Annotated in this window: 22 protein-coding genes and 3 pseudogenes; 15 read left to right on the top strand and 10 right to left on the bottom strand. The window is 72.1% G+C overall.

Translation table 11 applies throughout. The features are described 5' to 3' along the window. Positions 1-232: 232 nt before the first annotated feature. The gene (locus tag SCWH03_RS18470) at positions 233-823 is read right to left on the bottom strand and encodes a peptidoglycan recognition protein family protein (RefSeq protein ID WP_173265374.1); all 591 of its coding nucleotides are present in this window, start codon (positions 821-823) and stop codon (positions 233-235) included. Between the two features lie 250 nt (positions 824-1,073). Here SCWH03_RS18470 and SCWH03_RS18465 point away from each other — a divergent pair, with 250 nt between their 5' ends. The 4 genes and pseudogenes from SCWH03_RS18465 to SCWH03_RS18450 all read left to right on the top strand — a co-directional run bounded on the left by SCWH03_RS18465 (position 1,074) and on the right by SCWH03_RS18450 (position 5,207). After that, entirely contained in the window at positions 1,074-2,507 is a 1,434-nt protein-coding gene (locus tag SCWH03_RS18465) for a family 2B encapsulin nanocompartment shell protein (RefSeq protein ID WP_254076845.1), read from the top strand. Between the two features lie 208 nt (positions 2,508-2,715). Next, entirely contained in the window at positions 2,716-3,783 is a 1,068-nt protein-coding gene (locus SCWH03_RS18460; RefSeq protein WP_254076844.1) for a family 2 encapsulin nanocompartment cargo protein polyprenyl transferase, read from the top strand. Between the two features lie 117 nt (positions 3,784-3,900). Further along, positions 3,901-4,491: pseudogene (locus tag SCWH03_RS18455) on the top strand (GNAT family N-acetyltransferase); the annotation flags it as partial. Positions 4,492-4,760: 269 nt separating this feature from the next. Then, a complete protein-coding gene (locus SCWH03_RS18450; protein WP_254076842.1) occupies positions 4,761-5,207 on the top strand; it encodes a DUF6304 family protein in 447 nt (148 codons plus the stop codon). A 235-nt stretch (positions 5,208-5,442) separates the two neighbouring features. Here SCWH03_RS18450 and SCWH03_RS18445 read toward each other — a convergent pair whose 3' ends face one another. Next, positions 5,443-6,711, bottom strand: a complete 1,269-nt coding sequence (locus tag SCWH03_RS18445) for a pyridoxal phosphate-dependent aminotransferase (protein WP_173265373.1) — start codon at positions 6,709-6,711, stop codon at positions 5,443-5,445. A gap of 133 nt (positions 6,712-6,844) precedes the next feature. On the opposite strand from SCWH03_RS18445, the gene SCWH03_RS18440 reads away from it, so the two are divergent. Together SCWH03_RS18440 and SCWH03_RS18435 are read left to right on the top strand one after the other, a co-directional pair. Further along, positions 6,845-7,756 carry a LysR family transcriptional regulator gene (locus SCWH03_RS18440; RefSeq protein WP_173265372.1) on the top strand — a complete coding sequence of 304 codons (912 nt, stop codon included), beginning with the start codon at positions 6,845-6,847 and terminating at the stop codon, positions 7,754-7,756. Between the two features lie 370 nt (positions 7,757-8,126). Beyond that, entirely contained in the window at positions 8,127-8,513 is a 387-nt protein-coding gene (locus SCWH03_RS18435) for a VOC family protein (protein ID WP_173265371.1), read from the top strand. A 282-nt stretch (positions 8,514-8,795) separates the two neighbouring features. Here SCWH03_RS18435 and sodN read toward each other — a convergent pair whose 3' ends face one another. Continuing rightward, positions 8,796-9,191, bottom strand: a complete 396-nt coding sequence (sodN, locus tag SCWH03_RS18430) for a superoxide dismutase, Ni (protein WP_109296223.1) — start codon at positions 9,189-9,191, stop codon at positions 8,796-8,798. A gap of 147 nt (positions 9,192-9,338) precedes the next feature. On the opposite strand from sodN, the gene sodX reads away from it, so the two are divergent. Continuing rightward, entirely contained in the window at positions 9,339-9,758 is a 420-nt protein-coding gene (gene sodX, locus SCWH03_RS18425; protein ID WP_173265370.1) for a nickel-type superoxide dismutase maturation protease, read from the top strand. Here the strand turns inward: sodX and SCWH03_RS18420 are convergent. Further along, positions 9,662-10,288, bottom strand: a complete 627-nt coding sequence (locus SCWH03_RS18420) for a CGNR zinc finger domain-containing protein (RefSeq protein ID WP_173265369.1) — start codon at positions 10,286-10,288, stop codon at positions 9,662-9,664. The two genes, sodX and SCWH03_RS18420, sit on opposite strands and share 97 nt — an antisense overlap. Before the next feature lie 91 nt (positions 10,289-10,379). On the opposite strand from SCWH03_RS18420, the pseudogene SCWH03_RS18415 reads away from it, so the two are divergent. The 3 genes and pseudogenes from SCWH03_RS18415 to SCWH03_RS18405 form a co-directional block, all read left to right on the top strand. Continuing rightward, positions 10,380-10,700 (top strand): annotated as a pseudogene (locus SCWH03_RS18415) (class I SAM-dependent methyltransferase); the annotation flags it as partial. A 119-nt stretch (positions 10,701-10,819) separates the two neighbouring features. Further along, on the top strand, positions 10,820-11,338 hold the full coding sequence (locus SCWH03_RS18410; RefSeq protein ID WP_371872716.1) for a DUF6879 family protein: 519 nt from the start codon (positions 10,820-10,822) through the stop codon (positions 11,336-11,338). A gap of 10 nt (positions 11,339-11,348) precedes the next feature. After that, positions 11,349-11,699, top strand: a pseudogene (locus tag SCWH03_RS18405) (helix-turn-helix domain-containing protein); the annotation flags it as partial. A gap of 204 nt (positions 11,700-11,903) precedes the next feature. Here the strand turns inward: SCWH03_RS18405 and SCWH03_RS18400 are convergent. Genes SCWH03_RS18400 through SCWH03_RS18390 form a run of 3 tightly spaced genes read right to left on the bottom strand, consistent with a single transcriptional unit; the run spans position 11,904 to position 14,625 of the window. Then, a complete protein-coding gene (locus SCWH03_RS18400) occupies positions 11,904-12,665 on the bottom strand; it encodes an amino acid ABC transporter ATP-binding protein (protein ID WP_272491081.1) in 762 nt (253 codons plus the stop codon). Then, entirely contained in the window at positions 12,662-13,606 is a 945-nt protein-coding gene (locus tag SCWH03_RS18395; protein ID WP_173265368.1) for an amino acid ABC transporter permease, read from the bottom strand. Before SCWH03_RS18395 ends, SCWH03_RS18400 begins: the two co-directional genes overlap by 4 nt. Before the next feature lie 47 nt (positions 13,607-13,653). Further along, positions 13,654-14,625, bottom strand: coding sequence for an ABC transporter substrate-binding protein (locus SCWH03_RS18390; protein WP_173265367.1), 972 nt, complete (start codon positions 14,623-14,625; stop codon positions 13,654-13,656). 561 nt (positions 14,626-15,186) lie between these two features. Here SCWH03_RS18390 and SCWH03_RS18385 point away from each other — a divergent pair. Both SCWH03_RS18385 and SCWH03_RS18380 read left to right on the top strand, forming a co-directional pair. Next, positions 15,187-16,407, top strand: a complete 1,221-nt coding sequence (locus SCWH03_RS18385) for an NAD(P)-dependent malic enzyme (RefSeq protein ID WP_173265366.1) — start codon at positions 15,187-15,189, stop codon at positions 16,405-16,407. 448 nt (positions 16,408-16,855) lie between these two features. Next, positions 16,856-17,821, top strand: a complete 966-nt coding sequence (locus tag SCWH03_RS18380; protein ID WP_173265365.1) for a zinc-binding dehydrogenase — start codon at positions 16,856-16,858, stop codon at positions 17,819-17,821. 244 nt (positions 17,822-18,065) lie between these two features. Here the strand turns inward: SCWH03_RS18380 and SCWH03_RS18375 are convergent, their stop codons facing one another. Continuing rightward, entirely contained in the window at positions 18,066-19,004 is a 939-nt protein-coding gene (locus SCWH03_RS18375) for a helix-turn-helix transcriptional regulator (protein ID WP_173265364.1), read from the bottom strand. A gap of 1 nt (position 19,005) precedes the next feature. After that, the gene (locus SCWH03_RS18370) at positions 19,006-19,854 is read right to left on the bottom strand and encodes a DUF4097 family beta strand repeat-containing protein (protein ID WP_173265363.1); all 849 of its coding nucleotides are present in this window, start codon (positions 19,852-19,854) and stop codon (positions 19,006-19,008) included. A 148-nt stretch (positions 19,855-20,002) separates the two neighbouring features. On the opposite strand from SCWH03_RS18370, the gene SCWH03_RS18365 reads away from it, so the two are divergent. Next, complete coding sequence (locus tag SCWH03_RS18365) at positions 20,003-20,791, top strand: hypothetical protein (protein ID WP_254076841.1); 789 nt, start codon at positions 20,003-20,005, stop codon at positions 20,789-20,791. A gap of 30 nt (positions 20,792-20,821) precedes the next feature. Here the strand turns inward: SCWH03_RS18365 and SCWH03_RS18360 are convergent, their stop codons facing one another. Beyond that, entirely contained in the window at positions 20,822-21,004 is a 183-nt protein-coding gene (locus SCWH03_RS18360) for a DUF6104 family protein (RefSeq protein WP_173265362.1), read from the bottom strand. Positions 21,005-21,390: 386 nt separating this feature from the next. Here SCWH03_RS18360 and SCWH03_RS18355 point away from each other — a divergent pair, with 386 nt between their 5' ends. After that, positions 21,391-21,690 (top strand): transposase, encoded by a 300-nt coding sequence (locus tag SCWH03_RS18355; RefSeq protein WP_173265361.1) that lies wholly within the window; start codon positions 21,391-21,393, stop codon positions 21,688-21,690. Positions 21,691-21,695: 5 nt separating this feature from the next. Further along, a partial coding sequence (locus SCWH03_RS18350; protein ID WP_173265360.1) for an IS3 family transposase occupies positions 21,696-22,086 on the top strand: 391 nt, incomplete at its 3' end.

Below are 22,086 nucleotides of genomic sequence, written 5' to 3'. Positions count from 1 at the left end.
AGGCCGGAGGCCGGGGCGACCACTCGGCGGCGAAGGACGCGAGCGCGGAGATCCGGCGGCATCCGCACACGACCGGCACATGCCGATGATCACGCGGTGCTCCTGTCCGGGCCCCGGGGCCTGCTCGCGCGGACAGCCTCCCGCCCGATCGGTGGGGGTGCCGGCCCGGTGAGTCCGCCGGCCGCGGCCCGCGGACTCACCGGGCCGGCCGGGCCGGCTCGCGAGGGCGGTGTCAGGCGAGCCGTTCGGCGATCCGGGCGCGCATGGAGCTCATGGTGAAGCCCCGGGGGTCGATCTTCCCCGGCTGCCACTCCAGATGCCCGATGACCGAAGGGGCGCCCCACCCGTGGCGTCGGCAGACGGCGGCGGCCGCTCGCTCGATCGCCTCCAACTGGGCTTGGGGCCAGGGGTCCTTCCCGTCGCCGAGGTTCACGCACTCGAAGCCGTAGAAGTGCGGGTTCCCGTCCGTGTTCGCCTCGTCGTCGGGGGGAAGCGCCGTCTCGGCGATGACGGCGCGCAGGACGTCGTCGTCGCCGGGCCCGGCGTGGTTGGCCCTGCCGTACCCGACGAGGTGGACCGTGCCGTCCTTGGCGATGACGCCGTGGCACAGCGGGCCCGGCAGGCCCTGGTAGCCGTCGCGGCAGAGGCGCACGCTGCCCGCGGTGCCCGAGGTGGCGGTGTGATGGATCATCACCCCGTGCACGGGGCCCCAGGGGCCGATGTGGCTGCGGTTGTGGGTGCGCCAGGCGCCGACCTGGACGATCGTCAGCCCCTCGCCGAGCAGGGCGCCGAGGAAGCTGTCCGCGGACATGGGTGGGGCCATGGCCGACTCCTTCACGGGATGTGGTGGGGGTGCGGTGTGGGTACGGGCTTCTTACCCGCCGCTCCCCGCCGAGTCGGTCCGTCCGCACGGTGTGCGAGCCGATCCGGCCAGTGCGCCGATCGGGGGCGGAACGCGCCCGCCGCGCCTCGCACATCATCGTTCAGTCCCACTCATTTGTGTAATGGTGCACGCACGCACCGTGCTGAAAGGCTCTTCGTCGCAGGTCGACTCATGATTGCGAAGGAGCCCCATGTCGGTTGGTACGGTCGGTCCGGTCGGTGACGAGGCGCGCGAAGGCGCCCAGGACGCGGCACAGCCGCAGCAGAGTCTGGGTACGGCGGCGGCGCGGAATCTCGCGACCACCACCAAGTCGGCCCCCCAGATGCAGGAGATCACTTCCCGGTGGCTGCTGCGGATGCTGCCCTGGGTCCAGGTGCAGGGCGGTACGTACCGGCTGAACCGCCGGCTCAGTTACGCGGTCGGCGACGGCCGGGTCACCTTCGTCCAGACGGGCAGCCAGGTCGAGGTCATCCCGGGGGAACTCGGCGAACTGCCGCCCCTGCGGGGATTCGGCGACGAGGCGGTGCTGCGCGAGCTGGCCCAGCGCTGCCGGCAGGTGCGGTTCGCGCCGGGTGACGTGCTCGCGGCGAAAGGCGAGGCGACGGACCGGGTGTTCCTCCTCGCGCACGGCCGGGTGGAGCAGATCGGCACCGGGCCCTACGGTGACGAGGCCGTGCTCGGCGTCCTCGCCGACGGCTCCTACTTCGGCGAGCGGTCGCTGGTCGACGACGGCGCCGTATGGGAGTTCACCGCCCGGGCCGGCACCGCGTGCATCGCGCTCGAGCTCACCCGGCAGGACGTGCTGACCCTCGCGGACCGTGCCGAGTCCCTCGCCGGCCACCTCCGCTCCGTGGTGTCGGTCCCCCAGCAGCGGACCAACAAGTACGGGGAGGCCGCCATCGACCTCTCGGCCGGCCATGTCGGCGAAGCCGTCGTCCCGCACACGTTCGTCGACTACGAGGCCTCGCCCCGCGAGTACGAACTGAGCGTCGCGCAGACCGTGCTCAAGGTGCACAGCCGGGTCGCCGACCTCTACAACCAGCCGATGAACCAGACCGAGCAGCAGTTGCGGCTGACGGTCGAGGCGCTGCGGGAGCGCCAGGAGGACGAACTCGTCAACAACAAGGACTTCGGCCTCCTGGCCAACTGCGACTACGGACAGCGGCTCCAGCCGCACGACGGCGTGCCCGGCCCGGACGACATGGACGAGCTGCTGTCGAGGCGGCGCGGCTCCAGGATGTTCCTGGCCCATCCGCGGGCCATCGCGGCCTTCGGCCGGGAGTGCAGCAGGCGCGGCGTCTACCCGGACACCGTGGACATCGGGGGGAGCCGCATCCCCTCCTGGCGCGGGGTGCCGATCTTCCCGTGCAACAAGATCCCGATCTCGAAGGACCGGACCACGTCGATCATCTGCATGCGTACGGGCGAGGACGACCAGGGCGTGGTCGGTCTGCACCAGGCCGGCCTCCCCGACGAGATCGAGCCCAGCCTCTCCGTCCGGTTCATGGGCATCGACGAGCAGGCCATCATCTCCTACCTGGTCACGGCCTACTACTCGGCGGCGGTCCTGGTGCCCGACGCCCTGGGCGTGCTGGAGAACGTCGAGGTGAGCCGCTGGCGCTGACACCCGGCGCCGCCCCCGGCGGGAGCGGCCCGGCGCCGCTCCCGCCCCGCCCGCACCCCCTGCCGTTCCCCCCTCCACCACCCCAGCGCATCAGCCCCCGCCCCCGCCCCCGTGCCGCCCCACCCGAGACCCACCTCCCGCAGCACCCTGTCAGCCCCTGTCAGCCCCTGTCAGCCCCTGTCAGCCCCTGTCAGCAGAGGACGAGACCGTGACCACGACCACCGCCGACGCCGCCGACGCCGCCGACGCCGCGGACACCGACTCACACGAGGCGGCGCGGCTTCTGGAACACACCCGCAGCGCCGTCGACCCCGGGCTGCGGGACACCGTCGACTCCCTTCCCGCCTCCATACGCCGCGTCGCGAAGTACCACTTCGGCTGGGAGCACGCCGACGGCACACCCGCCGCCGGGCCGGCGGGCAAGGCCATCAGGCCGGCCCTGGTGCTCGCCGCGGCCCGGGCGCTCGGCGGGGACCCGCAGCAGGCGCTGCGCCCGGCCGCGGCCGTGGAACTCGCGCACAACTTCACCCTGCTCCACGACGACGTCATCGACGAGGACGCCACCCGCCGGCACCGGCCCACCGCCTGGACGGTGTTCGGCACCGCGGACGCCATCGTCGCGGGTGACGCCATGCTGGCCCTGGCGCTGCGGCTGCTCGCCGAGGACCGGCATCCGGCCTCCGCGGCGGCCTCCGCGCGGCTGGCGGCCTGCGTGATCGAACTCTGTGCCGGCCAGCAGGCGGACTGCGCCTTCGAGCAGCGCGGGCCGGGGGAGGTCTCCCTCGACGAGTGCATCGCCATGGCCACGGCCAAGACCGGGGCGCTGCTGGGCTCCGCCTGCGCCCTCGGCGCGCTGTACGCGGGGGCGGGCGAGGAGGAGACCGCCGCGATGGACGCGTTCGGCCGGGAGGCGGGACTGGCCTTCCAGCTGATCGACGACCTCATCGGCATCTGGGGCGATCCGGACCGCACGGGCAAGCCGGCGGGCGCCGACCTGGCCGCGCACAAGAAGTCGCTGCCGGTGGTGGCGGCCCTGGGCTCGGGCACCGAAGCGGGTGCGGAACTCGCCGAACTGTACGCCGGGCCGATGACCCCGGGAGCGGTCGCCCGGGCCGCGGACGCGGTGGAGCGGGCCGGGGGACGTGACTGGGCCCAGCTGCAGGCGGCGGACCGGATGGGCCGGGCCGTACAACAGCTCTCCCGTGCCGTGCCCGACCTCGACGCAGCGGGTGACCTGCTCGCGCTGGCGGAGTTCGTCACACGCCGGAGCCGCTGAGTACACGCCGGAGCCGCTGAGCCACGGGCCGGATCCGCGCGGCCCTCCGTGCGCCGCCCGGATCGCAAACCTAGGATCGCAGCCGCCAGTTGACGATCTCGGAGAGGCGGCCCGGGCATGGGCGTACGGATTCGGCAGGCGGCGGAGCGGGACCGGGAGAGGGTGGTGCGGCTGCTCGACGAGGCGTTCCTGCACGACCCGGTCAGCAGCTGGGTCTTCCCCGAGGAGGCCCACCGCCGCCGGGTGCACGGCGTCTTCCTCGGGGTCTTCCTCGACACCGTGCTCGCCGAGGGCCGGGTCGACATGATCGAGGACGGGACCGCGGCGGCGCTCTGGCTGCCCGTGCCCGCGGCGGCGCCCGAAGAGGAGGACGACATTCCCGCCCGGATGCGGGAGATCGCCGACCCGGACAACGAACGGGCCGAACTCATCGGACGGCTGACCGGCGCGGTCCATCCGCAGGGCAGGGCGCACGAGTACCTGCTGCTGATCGGCGTCTCCCCGGACCGCCAGGGCGAGGGGCTCGGCACGGCCCTGCTCGGGCCCGCCCTGGAGCGGTGCGACCGGGAGGGGCTGCCCGCCTACCTGGAGGCGAGCAGCGCCCGCAGCTGCCACCTCTACCGGCGGATGGGCTTCGCGTTCACGGACAGCGCCATCCGGCTCCCCGACGGCCCGCAGATGTGGCCCATGTGGCGTGAGCCCGGCGCGCGGGGGAGCGGGGCCGTGGAGCACACCCGGCATCAGCCTGCCGGGTCCGCTGCGAGTAAGCCGGGCGGCGGGGGTGTGGGCCGCCCGCCCGCTCCTTAGCGGGCGCCCCGCGGGGGAAGCCCCGGAGCGCGGCCCTCTCTGTCGGCCTTGGGCGAGACGCCGGGCGAGACGCCGGACGAGGAGCCGGCCGCCTGAACGGAGCGGCGGAGAACCGTTCGAGAGCCGACCGGCTGTGCAACGCGGCCCCTCGGACCGCTACAGTCCGCGCCATGTCAACGGAGTCGACGGACGTGTGGACCGGCTGGTACCGGGACCGCCGCGGAGCGGAGGCGATCGCCCTGGCGAACGCCTCGGGCGGGCACAGAGTGAGCACCCGCATCAGGGGAGTCGAGTACGCGGGGCCGCATTTCGCCGCCCTGAGCGCGGTGGAGTCGGGTGAACGCCTCTTCGGCTGCGTACTGGAATGGGACATGCCGCTGCCCGTCACACTGGGCGGAGCGGCGGAGCGGGCCACCCTCGCCTGTCTGCTGGCACTGGGCGAAGCCGGGCCCGAGGGCACGCCCGGCCGGGTGGATCTCAACCTCACCCTGCTCTTCGGCGGGGCGGCGTACGGGTCCGGGGTGGCCGGTGGCGACTTCGACGCGGCACTGGAGCGGATCCGGCGGCAGTTGCCGGAGGGTGCCGAACTGGGCGGGAGGCTGCTGGAAAGCGCCTGAACGGCCCGCCGGTGGCCGGACTCGGGCGGCCCTCCTCACCGCCCCGTCGGGCATCTCGGGGGCCCGACACGTCATGCCGTCCGCCTGATCCGGGGGAGGGGAGCGGGGCATGCCTCATCGGCATCACGGCCGTTCGCCGTGGCCGGTTCTCCGACGGGGCCGCGCGGCCGGTGGTCGTGTGCGCCGGAGGCGGCCGTCGATGGGCGGGGCGGTGCGGCGGGCCCACCGGCAGTGATCAGCTCTGGGGGCGGGCGTGCCGGTCGGTGGTGAGGTCACCCAGTGCGGTGCCGAGGCGGGTGAGGGCGGACGATATCCAGGGCAGGTCCTGTGGTTCCGGCGAGGTCAGTGCCATGTGGCGCTGCTGCGGGGTGGTGCCGTACAGGAGGCTGGTGGCGAGCCTGAGGGTCAGGGCGGTGCCGGCTTCGCCGAACGCGCTGCCGGGCAGGGTGGCGATGCCGTGCCGCTCGAGCAGCGCGGTGGCCAGCTCGGTGCCGGTGGTGATCCCCCGGGCGCGCAGCGCCGCACGGTTGGGGCCGAAGTCGGGGTAGAGGTAGAAGCCGGCCCCGGGCGGGCGGCAGAGTGCTCCGGTCGTGCGGAGCCTGGTGTGCACCTCGGCGGCGATGCGGGCGTGCAGCCGGCGGGCCGCGGCGATGTGTGCGGTGACCTCCGGTGGGTCGTCCAGGGCGTGGGCGGCGACGGCCTGCATGGGTGCGGCCAGGCTGGACCAGATCTCGCTGGCGACCCCGGTCAGCTCCCGCTGCAGGCGCCGCCCCCAGCTGCCCGAAGGGGTGCGGGCGAAGCCGATCCGCCAACCGCCCAGGGCCAGGGACTTGCTCAGCCCGGTGGTGACGACGGTGCGTTCGGCCAGGTACCGCACCGGGCTGGTGACCGTGCCGCGGTGGCTCAGCTCGGCGTAGATCTCGTCGCTGACGACCGCGAGGCCGTGGCGTTCGGCGATCGCGCAGACCGCCTCGACCTGTTCGGCGGGGGCGATGGTGCCGGTCGGGTTGTCCGCGACGGTGAGGACCAGCGCACCCGGCCGGGCCCCCTCCGCCACGGCCCCCCGCAGGGCCTGCTCCAGCAGATCGGGGTCGGGAATGCCGCCGGCCTCCGCGGGGACGGGCACGGTGACGACGCGGCGGCCCAGCAGAGCGGCCTGGGCCGCGTAGGAGACCCACGACGGGCGGGGCAGCACCACGTCACCGCCGATCGCGGCCAGCAGGGCGAACAGCAGGGGCTTGCTGCCGGGGGCGAAGAGGATCTGGCCCGGTTCGGTGGACAGGCCGCGCCTGGTGAACCAGCCCGCCGCGGCGGCGCGGGCCTGCGGCGAACCGGCGACCGGGCCGTATCCGTTGCGCAGGTGGGCGTCGGCGAGCAGCTCGGTCAGGCCCGGGGCGACCGGCACTCCGGCTTCGCCGAATCCCAGGTGCAGCACGTCGTGCCCGGCCTCTCGAAGGGCCTGAACGGCCTCGTCGACGGCGAGCGTGGCGGAAGGGGACGTCATGGGTATCCGTTCCGTGCGGGCACCGGACAGCGGTGCCGTGGAGCCGCGGCGCTCCGCCGCGCCCCTCCAGCGTGCCCCGGGGAGTAGCATCGGCAACAGCGCGAAAATGCGGTGGACTGGATAAGGAGATCTGATGCTCGATCTGCGGCGGCTGGAGATCCTGGCCCGCTTCGCCGCCCGGGGCACCATCACCGCCACAGCCGCCGACCTGGGGTATTCGCCGTCGGCGGTCTCCCAGCAACTGGCCACCCTGGAGCGGGAGGCGGGCATCGCGCTGATCGAGCGCACCGCCCGGCGGGCGAGCCTGACCGACGCGGGACGCGAACTGGCCGGGCACGCCGCGCGCATCCTCGACGCCGTGGAGTCCGCCGAGAGCCGGATGCGCGCCCGGGCGGGCACCGTCGGCGGCAGGGTGGCCGTCAGCTGCATCCCCGCTCTCGCCCCCGCGCTCGCTCCCCGGCTGGCCGAGCTGCAGCGCGTCCACCCCGAACTGACCGTCGTGGCACACGAGACCGGTTCGGCCAACGCCGCCGCAGCCGTCCTGGACCGCCGCTACGACCTGGCCGTCATCGATGACTGGTCCGCGCACCCACCCGCCGACGGCACCGGTCTGGCCGTGCACCGCCTGCGCCGTGAGGACATCGTCCTGGCGGTCCCTGCCGGCCACCCGCTCGCCGGACATCCCGGCCCGGCCACCGCCGCGCGGCTACGGCAGATCGTCGCCGACCGGACCTGGCTGTGCGCTCCCGTCGGACAGCTCTCCCGGGCCGCCGGCGACCGGCACCTGGCCTCCGTCGACGCCACGCCCTCGCGGCGCTGGGAGTTCGAGGGGCTGCACGTCCTGGCCGCGCTCGTCGCCGCCGATGCCGGTGTGGCCTTCCTTCCCGCCGGCATGGCCGAGGAGCAACCGGGCGTCACCGGACTGCGGACCGCTCCCCGCATGCGGCGCACCCTCCTGGCGCTCACCCGGAGCACCACCCGCGATGACCCGGCCGTCGCCGTCTGCCTCCGTGCCGCCCGGCAGGCTCTCGGCGACGGGCGCTGAGCACGATCGGGTGCACGCCGCCGCGGGACCCTCGTCGGTCGGCAGCACTGCGGGGCCCTCGTCGGTCGGTCGCCGAGCCTGGCTGACGGGCGGCATCGTCGCGTAGCGTGGGCAGCTGCCGGTCGCGGGGGAGTGGGAGACGAGCAGAGCCGGGTCGGGAGCCGAGTTCCCGGATCCGGGCGATGTCCCGCCGTGCTGCGCGCTCGGTCACAGCCATGTGGTCGGCCGGCTCGCCGCAGGTCCACGACGGGCGGGCGTGAGGACAGCAGTGAGACCAGTCGCAGCAGGCGGGCGGATGTGCCGATCACCTCGTGAAGGTCCCGCATGAAGAGGACGGGAACTGTCCTGATTCCGTCGTAGCGTCTTCCTCATGAGCAACGCAAACACGTCCGCACCCGCGATCCGCTACGGGGCCGTCACCTTCGACTGCCCGGACCCCGCCGAAATGGCCCGTTTCTACGGCGAGGTCCTCGGCCTGCCCGTCGTCTACTCCAGCGACGACTTCGTCATGCTCGGCCAGGAGGGCTCGGCCGGACTGGGGTTCAACCGGTTGACCGACTACCGGCGTCCCACCTGGCCCGACCCCTCCCAGGAGAAGCAGGCCCACATCGAACTGGGCGTCGACGACCTGGATGCCGCGCAGGCTCACCTGCTGGCCCTGGGTGCTGTCGAGCCCCCGGCGCAGCCCCAGTCCGATCGGTGGAGGGTTCTGCTGGACCCCGCAGGCCACCCGTTCTGCATCACCCACCTGATCTGAGCACGACCGGCAGACCGGCCTCCATCACGCCGGGGCACCCGGGCAGCGGCGGCGAACTCGCCGCCGTCCTGCCGAGGGCGTGGACAGGCCGCGCGGCTTCCCCGGCTACGAGACCCAACTGATCAGCGCCGCCGTCACACTGCGGACCTGCGCACACCCGCGGCCGCATAAAGGGGACCGCACCCGGTCCGCAGTCCGCCGTGCTCGGCGGACTGCGGACCGGGTGCGGACCGGTAGGCGATATGACCAGCGAAACCGCAGATCAGGCGCCCTAGCCCTAGATCAGGCCTTCTTGGTCTCCCAGAAGATCCGGTCGATCTCGGCGATGAGTTCCAGGGCCTTCTCGCCCGTCTTCGGGTCGGTCGAGGCCTTGGCCGCGGAGAGCGCCTTCAGGGTCTCGTTGACCAGCTGGTGCAGCTCCGGGTACTTCTCGAAGTGCGGGGGCTTGAAGTAGTCGCTCCAGAGCACCGACACGTGGTGCTTGGCGAGCTCCGCGCGCTGCTCCTTGATCACCGTGGCACGGGACTGGTAGTGCGGGTCGTCGTTGGCGGCCATCTTCTCCTGCACGGCCTTGACCGACTCGGCCTCGATACGGGCCTGGGCGGGGTCGTAGACGCCGCAGGGCAGGTCGCAGTGCGCGCTGACCTTCACCTTGGGGGCAAACAGGCGGGAGAGCATTGAGCTGTCCTTCCTCGTGATCGTCTTCTCAGGTGGGAGATTACTCCGTGGGAGGCGCGTTTACCCGGGTGCCCCTGGGGCTTGGGTCAAAAGTCCAGGGTGATCGCGGGACGTGCGGTGGAACGTACCGAGAGACGGAGGTGGCCCATGACGGGTCTGGGGCGGGAGCCGGGTGCGCCCTTCGGAGTCGCGGAGGTGACCGGGCCCTCCATGCTCCCCGCGCTGGCGCACGGGGACCGGCTGCTGGTCCACTACGGCGCCGCCGTGCGGTCCGGCGACGTGGCCGTGCTGCGGCATCCGCTGCAGCAGGACCTGCTGATCGTGAAGCGGCTGGCCGAGCGGCGCGGGGACGGCTGGTGGGTGCTGGGCGACAACCCGTACGCCGAAGGCGACAGCCGGGTGTTCGGCGCGGTGCCCGGGGACCTGCTGCTGGGCCGGGTACGGGCGCGCTACCGGCCGCGGCCCCGCGGTCAGAGGTCGGTCCTCGGTCTGCTGGCCTGGGCGTCCTCAGCCGTGCGGCCCGTGCTTTCGGACCGCTCGGTCTCCAGGCGCTTGCGGGCCCGGTAGGCGGCGACGTTGGCGCGGGTGGCGCAGCGGTCGGAGCAGTAGCGGCGCGAGCGGTTGGTGGAGGTGTCCAGGTAGGCGTTGCGGCAGGGCGCCGCCTGACAGAGGCCGAGCCGGTCGACGCCGTGCTCGGTGAGGTGGAAGGCGAGCCCCATCGCGGCGATCGCGGCGTAGCCGGAGGTCGCGTTGGAGGGGTGGTCGGCGAGGTGCAGGTGCCAGCGGGGCCGGCCCTCGCCGTCGAGGAAGTCGTGGCCGGAGACCTGCGGGCTCACCGGGAAGTCCAGGAGCAGCGAGTTGAGCAGGTCCACGGCCTGGGTCTGGTCGCCCGAGTCCGCGGCGGCGAAGACCGCCCGGAGCCTGGTCCGCACCGACCGGAACCGGGTGACGTCCGCGTCGGTGGCCCGGCGCGCCATCGGGGACGCGCCGAAGAGTTCGCGGACGCCCTCCACCGAGGTGAGCGCGTCCTTGCCGCGGTCCGGCTCCTCGGTGTTGACCAGACGCACGGCATAGTCCGAGTAAGAGGCCAGTTCCACTTGTAGTCCTTACGGATGAGGGCTAGTGCCGGCGATGGATGAGGTAAGTAATGCTCTCGTTTCGAGGGTATTACGGAACGGAGGAGTGCGGATGACCGAGAGCACGGCCGCGACCGAAACCGACTGGCGGGCCTGGCAGGAGAGCGGGGACCGCCAGCAGGAGTGGTACATGCCCGGCCGCGAGGAGCGGTTCCGGGTGATGCTGGACATGGTCGAGGCCTTCGCCGGCCCCGAGCCGAGGGTCCTGGACCTCGCCTGCGGCACGGGGAGTATCACGGACAGACTGCTCAAGCGCTTCCCGAAGGCGGAGAGCGTCGGCGTCGACCTCGACCCCGCCCTGCTGACCATCGCCGAGGGGTACTTCGCCGGGGACCGGCGCGTCACCTTCGTCACCGCCGACCTCGCGGACCCTGCGTCTTGAAGTCGGCTCGGTGCCGGGTCACTCGACGGACGTGCCGGACCACGAGACCGTGATCCGGCTCCCTGCGAACATGCTCCAGTTCATTCCCCGTCCGGACAGTGAGGACAACGGTGGCAACAGCGGTACGTGAATGCCTCGCCAAGGCGCAGCGCTCGGCGATGCACCTTGAGATGCGGGACAGCTACATGCGGGATGACCCGGAGTTCATCCGTTGGCAGGAAGGGCACCGGTACGACCCGGCAGACCGCGAGTCGTGGTGGCGGTCGTGGCTGGACGTGGTGGCCGAGACGACCGGGCGTGGTGTCGTCATGCGTCGTCTGCGTGTGGTCTCGGAGCCGCTGAGCGACTACGTCCGGTACGAGTACGACGGCACCTTCACGAACGTCGCAGCCGGCGAGGACGTCCGTTGGCTGCCTCGCTCGCGGGCGCGTGATCTGCTGCTCCCCGCGCTGGACGGGTGGGTCATGGATGAGGAAACCGTGATCCTGCACCACTTCAGCGGCGAGGGGCAGTGGACGGGTGCGCGCATGGAAGTCGTGCATGATCCGACGTTGGCCGCGCAGTACGTCAGCGCGTATGAGGCAGCGTGGGAGCGCGCGATTCCTCACGCGGAGTACCGGCCCGCCTGATCACGCACCCATGGCTGTCTCTGCATCTTCCAGTGCCCGGCGGGCCCGGCAGGCTCTCGCGGAACGTCTCGCGGATCTCTGCCGGGATGCCGGGCTGACCGGTCTCGACCTGGCCGAGCGCTGCGGGTGGAGCCGGTCCAAGTCGTCTCGGATCATGAACGCCAAGACGCCCCCGTCCGCTGACGACATTCGGGCCTGGTGTCAGGCGTGCGGTGCCGAGGACCAGACCGAAGACCTGATCGCCTCGCTGCGGACCGCTGAGGGCATGTGGGTCAACTGGCGCCGCATGGAACGGGCCGGGCTCAAGCAGGCGCAGGAAGTGCGCTTGCCGCTGTATCAGCGGACCCGCCGTACGGCGAGCACGCGGAGGGCGGCATCCCGTCCGTCCGCCGGCATGCCGACACCCTGCGCGCCGGGGGCTTCGCCGAGGTGCGGCCGGTGTGGGCGTCCCCCTCCGACGCGTTGGTGCTCGCGCTGAAGTGACCCGGCCCGGACGACCGGAAGCCGGAGGCGGCAGGGCACGCCCTGCCGCCTCCGGCTTCCGGTGCGGTGTTCCACCGGACCGCTACAGCACCTTGGAGAGGAACGCCTTGGTGCGGTCGTGCTGGGGGTCGGTCAGCACGTCACGGGGGTTGCCCGACTCGACGACGACGCCGCCGTCCATGAAGACCAGGCTGTCGCCGACCTCGCGGGCGAAGCCCATCTCATGGGTGACGACGACCATCGTCATGCCGTCCTCGGCCAGGCCGCGCATGACGTCGAGGACGTCGCCGACCAGTTCGGGGTCGAGGGCGCTGGTGGGCTCGTCGAAGAGCATCAGCTTGGGCTCCATCGCCAGGGCGCGGGCGATGGCGACGCGCTGCTGCTGGCCGCCGGAGAGCTGGGAGGGGTAGTTCCCGGCCCGGTCGGACAGCCCGACGCGGTCCAGCAGCTTCAGGGCCCGCTCGCGGGCGACGGCCTTTGCCTCGCCCTTCACCTGCACGGGTGCTTCCATGACGTTCTCGACGGCGGTCATGTGCGGGAACAGGTTGAACCGCTGGAACACCATGCCGATGTCGCGGCGCTTGAGGGCGACCTCGCTGTCCTTGAGCTCGTAGAGCTTGTCGCCCCTCTGGCGGTAGCCGACGAGTTCGCCGTCGACGTAGAGCCGGCCCGCGTTGATCTTCTCCAGGTGGTTGATGCACCTGAGGAAGGTCGACTTGCCGGAGCCGGAGGGGCCGATGAGGCAGAACACCTCGCGGGGGGCGACCTCGAGGTCGATGCCCTTGAGTACTTCGATGTGGCCGAACGACTTGTGGACGCCTTCGGCCTTGACCATGGCGGTCATGCCGCGACTCCCTTCGGGCGGCGCACCGAGAAGACGGTGGCCCTGATCCTCTGCAGCGGGGTGGGCGGCAGGCTGCGGCTGGAGCCGCGGGCGTAGTAGCGCTCCAGGTAGTACTGGCCGACGCTGAGCACCGATGTCATGATCAGGTACCAGGAGGCCGCCAGGAAGAGCATCTCCACCGGGGCGCCGGAGGTCTGGCCGATGTCCTGGGCCTGGCGGAGCAGTTCGGAGTACTGGACCACCGAGACGAGCGAGGTGGTCTTCAGCATGTTGATGACCTCGTTGCCCGTCGGGGGCACGATGACGCGCATGGCCTGGGGGATCACCACGCGCCGCAGGGTCTTGGCGTGGCTCATGCCCAGCGCGTGCGAGGCCTCGGTCTGCCCCTCGTCGACCGCGAGCAGGCCGGCGCGGCAGATCTCGGCCATGTAGGCGGCCTCGTTCAGCCCCAGGCCGAGCAGCGCGGTCAGGAACGGGGTCATGAAGTCGGACCACTCGTTCTTGTAGAACGGTCCGAGGTTGATGAACTCGAAGACCAGGCCGAGGTTGAACCAGACGATGAGCTGGACCAGGACCGGGGTGCCGCGGAAGAACCAGATGTAGAACCAGGCGATCGACGAGGTCACCGGGTTCTTCGACAGGCGCATCACCGCCAGCAGGATGCCGCCGACGATGCCGATCGCCATCGACAGGCCGGTCAGCAGCAGGGTGTTCCCGACGCCTTCGAGGATGCGCGGGTCGAAGAAGTTCTCGGGGATGGCCCCCCAGTTGATCTTGCCCTGGGAGAAGGCGACGACGATCGACGCGAGGAGCGCGATCGCCACTACGGCGGCGACGTACCGGCCGTAGTGCCGCACCGGGATGGCCTTGATGGCCTCCGGTCCGGCCTTCGGCGTCGGCGGAGTGTCCTCCGGACCCGTCTTATCGATGTCGACAGTCACGTGGAGCCTTTCAGTGCTTCAGTGCCGAGGCCTGGTTCCGATCCGGATCAGGAACCGCCGTTGATCTTCGCCTCGGTCACCGCACCGGCCTGGACGCCCCACTTGGCGATGATCTTCTCGTACTCGCCGTTCTTGATGATGGCGTCCAGCGCGGCCTGGAGCGCGTCACGCAGCTCGGTGTTGTCCTTGGCCACCGCGATGCCGTACGGGGCCGCCTCGACCTGCTCGCCCACGAGCTGGAAGTCGTTGCCGCCGCCGGAGGTCTTCACGGCGTAGGCGGCGACGGGGAAGTCGGAGGAACCGGCGTCCGCGCCGCCGGCCCGCAGACGGGTCTGGGCCTGCTGGTCGTTGTCGAAGGGCTCGATCGCGATCTTGCCCTTCCCGGCCTTCAGGCACTTGTCGTTCTCGGTCTTTGCGAGGTCCTCGGAAACCGTGCCGCGCTGGACGACGATCTTCTTGCCGCACAGGTCGGACCAGGTCTTGATGCCCTGGTCGTCGCCCTTCTTGGTGTAGATCGAGACGCCGGCGGTGAAGTAGTCGACGAAGTCGACTCCCTCGCCCACCTTCTTGCCGGTCTCGGAGTCCACGCCGTCCTGGCGGGCCTTGGTGTCGGTCATGGCCGACATGGCGATGTCGTACCGCTTGGAGCGCAGGCCGGTGATCAGGGTGTCGAAGGTGCCGTTCTGGAACTCGAACGTCACGCCGAGCTGCTTGCCCATGGCCTCCGCGATGTCCGGGTCGATGCCGATGGCCTTGCCGGAGTCGTCCCTGAACTCCACCGGCGGGTAGGCGATGTCCGAGCCGACCTTGATGACGCCCTTGTCGCGGACCGACTGCGGCAGCTTGTCCGCCAGGGGGGCGGCGGAGGCGGTCGCGCCGTCCGTCTCCTTGCTGCCCGATCCGGAGTCGGTCTGGTCGCCGCAGGAGGTGAGCAGCAGGGCACCGGCGACCACGATCGCGCTGCCCGCGGCGATCCGGGACCTGGCGGCGGTCGAGCGGCGGGTGGTGCTTGCGGTCATGATCGTGGTCCTCCGGCAGGTGAAGGGGTTCGCCAGGTATCGCGCACTCGCCTTCGAGTGCCGACTGTGTGTTCTCGGCATCTTGCCATTCGGACTAGCCCATTCAGTGGGCCGCCCATGTCAAAATCGGATAACGGGTGATCCCCGAAGCGCCAGGGGCCGGCACATCCAGGCCGGTCGAGCCGCATCATCTGCGGTTCTTCCTTCTTCCGACCGGAGGATCTCCCGGTCGCCTTCCGGTGTGAGCGGCTCTCGTGGCGGTTGCTCCAGGTGCTGGGGCCTTGTCAGGGTATGTCACCTTTGCGGCGCCGTGGAACAGGCCACCGGGCGGCCGTGGGCGCCCGATGGACTCGTCTCCGGCGCCGTCCGTCCGGTAAGAAGGATCCTTACACCCCTCATCCGGGGCTCAGGGCGCGTTGTGCGGCGCGCCCGCGCGTACGCACCTCCCCTGCCACGGCGGGCCGACCGCCCGGGACGGGGAGCGGACGCGGTGCCCGCCCACCCCTCCTCAACCAGGAGTGGACACCCTCAACTGATGAAGACTTAAGGGGTCAAACGAACATGGCAGCGGAGATCGTCAATCCCGGCAGTGTCGGCGGGACGGAGAGCGCACCCGGGGAGTCCGGGGAACCCTTCGATCCGGCCTTCGCGCTGCACCGCGGCGGCAAGATGGCCGTCCAGGCCACCGTGCCGGTCCGGAACAAGGACGACCTGTCCCTCGCTTACACACCCGGTGTCGCCAAGGTGTGCACCGCCATCGCCGAGAAGCCGGAACTCGTCCACGACTACACCTGGAAGTCGCAGGTGGTCGCGGTCGTGACCGACGGCACGGCGGTCCTCGGGCTCGGTGACATCGGACCGGAGGCCTCGCTCCCCGTCATGGAGGGCAAGGCGATCCTCTTCAAGCAGTTCGGCGGCGTCGACGCCGTCCCCATCGCCCTCGCGACCACGGACACCGACGAGATCGTGGACACGGTCGTCCGGCTCGCACCCTCCTTCGGCGGGGTGAACCTGGAGGACATCTCGGCGCCGCGGTGCTTCGAGATCGAGCGCAAGCTCCAGGAACGGCTGGACATCCCGATCTTCCACGACGACCAGCACGGCACCGCCGTCGTCACCCTCGCGGCGCTGCGCAACGCGGCCAGGCTGACCGGCCGCGCCCTGGGCGACCTGCGTGCCGTGATCTCGGGCGCGGGTGCGGCCGGTGTGGCCATCGCCAAGTTCCTCCTCGCGGCGGGACTCGGCGACGTGGCGGTGGCCGACCGCAAGGGCGTCGTCAGCCGCGACCGGGACGACCTGAACCCGGTCAAGCGGGAACTCGCCGAGATCACCAACCGGGCCGGCTTCAGCGGCTCGCTGGAGACGGCCCTGGCCGGCGCGGACGTCTTCATCGGCGTCTCCGGCGGTACGGTGCCGGAGGCCGCGGTCGCCTCGATGGCGCCGGGCGCCTTCGTCTTCGCGATGGCCAACCCGAACCCCGAGGTCCACCCGGACGTGGCGCACCGGTACGCCGCGGTCGTGGCCACCGGCCGCAGCGACTACCCGAACCAGATCAACAACGTCCTGGCCTTCCCCGGCATCTTCGCGGGCGCGCTGCAGGTGCGGGCCTCCCGGATCACCGAGGGCATGAAGATCGCCGCGGCGAACGCGCTGGCCGACGTGGTCGGCGACGCGCTCGCCCCCGACTGCGTCATCCCGTCGCCCTTCGACGAGCGGGTCGCCCCCGCGGTCACCGCGGCCGTGGCGGCGGCGGCGCGACTGGAGGGCGTGGCCCGGCGCTGACGTCCGCCCGCCGCCGGGGCCGATGCCCTCGGCACCCTCACCTCGCGGCCCCGGACGCGCTCGACGCGGCCGGGGCCGCGGCGTGCCCCTCCGCCGATGCGGCACGCCCGCGCGGCGCTCTGGCCGGTGCTCTGGCCGGTGCTGAGGACTGCGCGACGGGCGGGTTGCCTCGCCTCCCTGCGAACGGGTGGCGCGGGGACCGGGAGCCGCCCCGGTCCGGGGAAGGCACAGGGGGCGCCTCTCCCGGGCCGGGGGACCCGCAGGGGTGTTGCTCCCGGGTCGGGGGACCCGCAGGGGTGTTGCTCCCGGGTCGGGGGACCCGCAGGGGTGTTGCTCCCGGGCCGGGGGACCCGCAGGGGTGTTGCTCCCGGGCCGGGGGGCGGCCAGGGACGCGTGTCACACCGGTGCGTGGTTCCGCCGCGCACCGGCCCGCCCTACGCTCACGGTCATGTTCGCCGCATACGCCGCCCGCATCGACCGCGACCAGCCGCTCAACGGCCTGGAACTGGGTGACCGCCCGGCCCCCGGGGACCGTCCCGGCTGGACCACCATCAACGTCAAGGCCGCCTCCCTCAACCACCACGACCTGTGGTCGCTGAGGGGAATCGGGCTCTCCGACGACAGACTGCCGATGATCCTCGGCTGCGACGCCGCCGGCGTCGACGCGGACGGAAACGAGGTGGTGCTCCACTCGGTCATCGGCCAGAGCGGCCACGGGGTCGGCCCGGACGAGCCCCGCTCCATCCTGACCGAGAGGTACCAGGGCACCTTCGCCGAGCAGGTCGCCGTCCCGGCCTGGAACGTCCTGCGCAAACCGAAGGAGCTGTCCTTCGAGGAGGCCGCGTGCCTGCCGACCGCCTGGCTCACCGCCTACCGCATGATCTTCACCAACGCCGGAGTGCGGCCGGGCGACTCGCTGCTCGTCCAGGGTGCCGGCGGTGGGGTCGCCACTGCCGCGATCGTCCTCGGCAGGGCGGCCGGGCTCCGCGTCTTCGCCACGAGCCGTGACGAGGCCAAGCGCAAGCGGGCCGTGGACCTGGGCGCGGTCGACGCGTTCGAACCGGGTGCCCGGCTGCCGCAGCGCGTCGACGCGGTCATCGAGACGGTCGGCGCGGCCACCTGGTCGCATTCGGTCAAGTCGCTCCGCCCGGGGGGCACCGTGGTCATCTCCGGTGCGACGAGCGGCGACCGGCCCTCGCACGCCGAGCTGACCAGGATCTTCTTCCTGGAACTCAAGGTCGTCGGCTCCACCATGGGAACCAAGGACGAACTGGAGGACCTGCTCTCCTTCTGCGCCGCGACCGGCGTACGGCCGGTGATCGACGAGGTGCTGCCGCTGGAGCGGGCGCGTGCGGGCTTCGAGAAGATGGCCTCCGGCGAGCTCTTCGGCAAGATCGTGCTGACCGGGTCCTGAATGTCCCTCTGCAGTCCCTCTGCAGTCCTTCTGCAGTCCCTCTGCAGCCCCTCGGACTGTCCTTTCCGTCAGGGATCTCCGGCACGCCGTTGCGCGCCGTGCCGGAGGCCCCGTGCGGACCACCCGCCCGCCGTACCCGTCCGCCCGCTACACCCTCCGGGGCGGGGTACCCGGCGGCGCGCGCCGGGTAGGGCGGCTCGCCCCAGTGGCGCGCACCGGGACGCGCGGCGGCGCCGGGACGCGCTCACTCGCCCACGCGCAGCAGCGCCGAGATGCGCCCGGCCGCGGTCGACAGATGGCTCCGCGCCTCGGCGAGTTGGGCCGGCGTCACACCGTGGTCGCGGGCGGCGTCGCGGATGTCGTCGCGGAAGCGGTCCAGGAGGCGTTCGAGATCGCGCGCCGGGTCCCCGGACTCCGCCGTCTCCTCCGCCCACCGGGGCGCCCCGCCGGCCGGGTCCGGCTCGGTGCGCGGGCGCCCCGCCGTGTCCCACGAGGCCAGTCCCCCCAGCTGCGCGGTCAGTTCGGAAAGCCCTTCCCGTACGGCTGCCGGCCAGTCGCCGCGGGCGAAGTGCCCTTGGACCTGGTCCTGGACCTGGCGGGCGATCCGCTGCATCTCGTCCCGCGCCCGGTCCTGCGCCTCCCTGGCCTGCCGGCGTGCCGTCTGCGCCTCCTCGCGGGCCCGGCGGGACTCGTTCTTGGCCCGGCGCGCCTGCTCCTTCCACTCCTGCTGCGCGCGGCGCATCTCGTCCTTCGTCGCCCGCCGGGCCCCGTCGTCGGTGCCCGGGCCGGTGGTGCTGCGGTTCTCCGTCGCCGCGGCGCGCATCTCGCTGCGCAGCTTGCCGGCGGCGCCGCGTACGTCGTCGCGGATCTCCGCGGCCAGTTCGGAGACGGACTCGCGGATCTCGAGCTCGAGGTCGGCCAGCTCCCCGCGCCGGCCGGCGAGTTCCTCGCGGCCCTCGTCGGTGATCGAGTACACCTTGCGGCCGCCCTCGGTGGCGTGGGTGACCAGTCCCTCGGCCTCCAGCTTGGCGAGGCGCGGGTAGACGGTGCCGGCGGAGGGCGCGTAGAGCCCCTGGAAGCGCTCCTCCAGCAGGCGGATGACCTCGTACCCGTGGCGCGGGGCCTCGTCGAGGAGTTTCAGCAGATACAGGCGCAGCCGGCCATGGGCGAATACGGGGGGCATGTCAGAGCACCTTTCCTGTCTCGTCCTCGTACGGCTCGTCCGCGCGGGGCGGGCGGCGCAGGAGGGCGATGGACCCGGACACGGTGGTGGCGTGCAGGGAACCGCTGCCGGTGCCGAGCGTGCCGGTGATCTTCTTCGCGCCCCATCGCCCGCTGACACGGAGGTCCTCGAAGGCGTTGGAGACCGCGCCGCTCGTGGTGTTGGCCTCGACGCGCGCGTCCGCCGGGTCCGGCAGGCGCACGGCGACCTGACCGGAGACGCTGGTGAGACGGAGGTCCGTGGGTGTGCCGTCGATGTCGATCGCCATGTCGCCGCTCACGGAGTCGGCCCGTACGGACGAGCCGGCGCCCTCGATCACGGTCAGATCGCCGGAAACGGAGTGGAGGCGCAGGTCGCCGGTGACGGCCTGGGCCTCCAGGCTGCCGGTGACGGTCTCGGCCCGGACGGTGCCGGACAGTCCCACGAGCGTGGTGTCACCGGTGACGCCCCGTACGTTCGTGCGGCCGCGGATGCCGGAGACGACCGCGGCCGCTCCGACGGCACCGACCTCGACGGAGGCCCCGGCGGGTACCGCGAGGGACACCACCGCGTGCCGTTGCCGCTCCTTGCGGTCGAGCAGCTTGAGCAAGCCCGTCCAGGGCGGGTCCGTGTAGGCGACGAGGATTGCGGCGCCGGTCCGCGTGACGGTCAGCGGCGGGCCGTCGATCTCGGAGACCTCCAGCCGGGCGGAACTCTCGTCGGTACCGACGATGTTCACCGTGCCGTTGACGATGCGCACGCTGAGGGATGTCACGGGCTCGTCGAAGGTGAGCTTCGTCGGCTCGGCGACTTCCCATGTCGAGTCGGGCATGGTGCTGACCTCCCGGGGCCTGCCTGCAACGCAATATATCGCGTCTTGTCATTGACACGATATATCGCGGCTACCGGAAGTCAAGGGGTGCCGCCGGGCGGCGGCACATACGGGCAGAGTGGCCCAACGTGAGGCGCATGAACGCGACGTGCGCCGGAGCGCTGCACTGCCGGGCCGAGTACGACGTCATCAGGCCCTCGTCCCCCTCCTCCTGCGTGAGCTGTTCCTCCTCGCTCCGGCGGGCCGGGGCTGGAGCATGCTCGTACCGGAGGGGGAGCCCTGGCCGAACGACGCCGAACCCGTCGACCGGGTGTGCTCCGGCTGGGCCGCGGCCCTCGCCGTCGCCACGAGCCACCCCGCGCCCGCCCTCTGGTGGGACGCGGACCGCGTGGGCTTCACGCTCGCCACGGGGTTCCGCTGCCCGGTCGGCTACGTCTGGCCGGCGGACGGCACCACGGCTGGGGAGGAAGAGGCGATGCACACCTTCGCGGCCAGGCTCGCACTCGCCCCCGTCCTCGATCTGCAGGCCCTGGAGGCTGATCCGTCCCGATCCGGACACGGGCGCCCGCGCTGGCCGGTCGGACCGGCCGCGGTGCCGACCCGGACCGGACCCGCCCTGCCCGAGGGCATCGCACCGGGCGCGGACACGGACGGCATCCGCGCCGCGGCCCGGGCCGCGGCCGCGAGGGAGCAGGGCGTGGCCGCGAGGGAGCAGGGCGTGGCGCAGAAGGGGCGCGGGCGCACCGTGCACGCCGTCGGCCACCGGCCACCGGCCACCGCGGTCCGGCGTCCCGGCCCTCGCGCAGATCGCCGCGGGCTTCCCGCCGACTGTCCGCGGCCTCGCCCGCCGCAGTGCGGGGTGGAGGGCCGCCGGTGCCGTACTGCTCGCCCACGGCCTACCGGCGCGCTGGCCCGCGACCGTGCGCCGGCGCGGTGACGGTGCGGCCCGGCGGCCGCAACCGCCCTGCTACTCCTCGTCGTCCTCGTCGTCGAGCCGTGCCAGCCAGGTGGCCAGCCGCTCGACCGGCACCTCGAAGTCCGGGTTGAGATCGACGAACGTGCGCAGCTGCCCGGCGAGCCACTCGAAGGTGATCTCCTCCTCGCCGCGCCGCTTCTCCAGCTCCTCGATGCCACGGTCGGTGAAGTACATGGCCACCAGCCTAATCCGGTCCCGGCGGTGGTCAGGCGGCGGTACGGCGGTGGTCGGTCGGGCGTCTGCGCGGTCGTCGCCACAAGCGTCTCCGGCGGGCGCGGACCGGCGCGGACCGGTGTATCCGGGCGGATCGGTGTATCCGGGCGGTCCGCGCCGACCGGCGGCGGCCGGTCATGACCGACAGGGCGCACGGGAGCACCTGACGCGCGGGGTCGGACGCCGAGATGCTCAGCGCCTCGTGGCGGTGGTTCGAGCCCGGCGCGTCCACACAGTGTCCGCCGGTCCATGGAACCGGCCGCCGCCCCCGTGAAGTTCCCCCACTGAAGTGGACAGCCTGATACTGGGACGGATCGTCCCGGAGGAAGCAGTCCAGGTTGAGTGGCATGAGCAACATGAGCAAGCGGTACACGGCCGAGTTCAAGCGCGACGCGATCGCGCTCGTACGTTCATCGCCGCATCGAAACGTCACCGAGATCGCCCGGGAACTGGGGGTCAGCCCCGAAGGGCTCTGCGGCTGGGTGAAGCAGGCGCAGATCGACCGGGGCGAGGGGCCCACGGGCGCGCTGACCAGCGATGAGCGTGACGAGCTTCGGCGCCTGCGCCGTGAGCTGGCCGAGGTCAGGAAGGCGAACGAGATCTTGGTAAAAGCCGCGGCCTTCTTCGCGAAGGAGATCGTGAAGTAGGCGCTGTGTGCCGCTTCATCGATGCGGAGAAGGCCACCGAGGACAACCCCGATGGCTACAGTGTCGCGCTGCTGTGCCGCACGCTGGGCGTCAACCGCTCCACCTACTACGCATGGCTCGCTTCATGGCCTGCCGTCGCCGAACGGCAGTGCGATGACGATGAGTTGGCCGACCGGATCCGCGAGATCCATGCGGGCTCGCGCGGCGCGTACGGCGTCCCGCGCGTGCACGCCGCGCTGCGGCGAGGGGGCCGTGCGATCAACCGGAAAAGGGTCGAGCGGATCATGCGGGAACGCGACATCCGAGGCGTCACCCGCCGCAAGCGCCGGTACCTGACGAAGCAGGATGCCAAGGCCGCCCCGGCCCCGGACCTGGTCGGACGCGATTTCACCGCCG

It is taken from the genome of Streptomyces pacificus, assembly GCF_011766325.1.
Taxonomy (GTDB): domain Bacteria; phylum Actinomycetota; class Actinomycetes; order Streptomycetales; family Streptomycetaceae; genus Streptomyces; species Streptomyces pacificus.
Note: the sequence above shows the minus strand (reverse complement) of the source record. Positions and strands in the feature narration are given on the sequence as shown.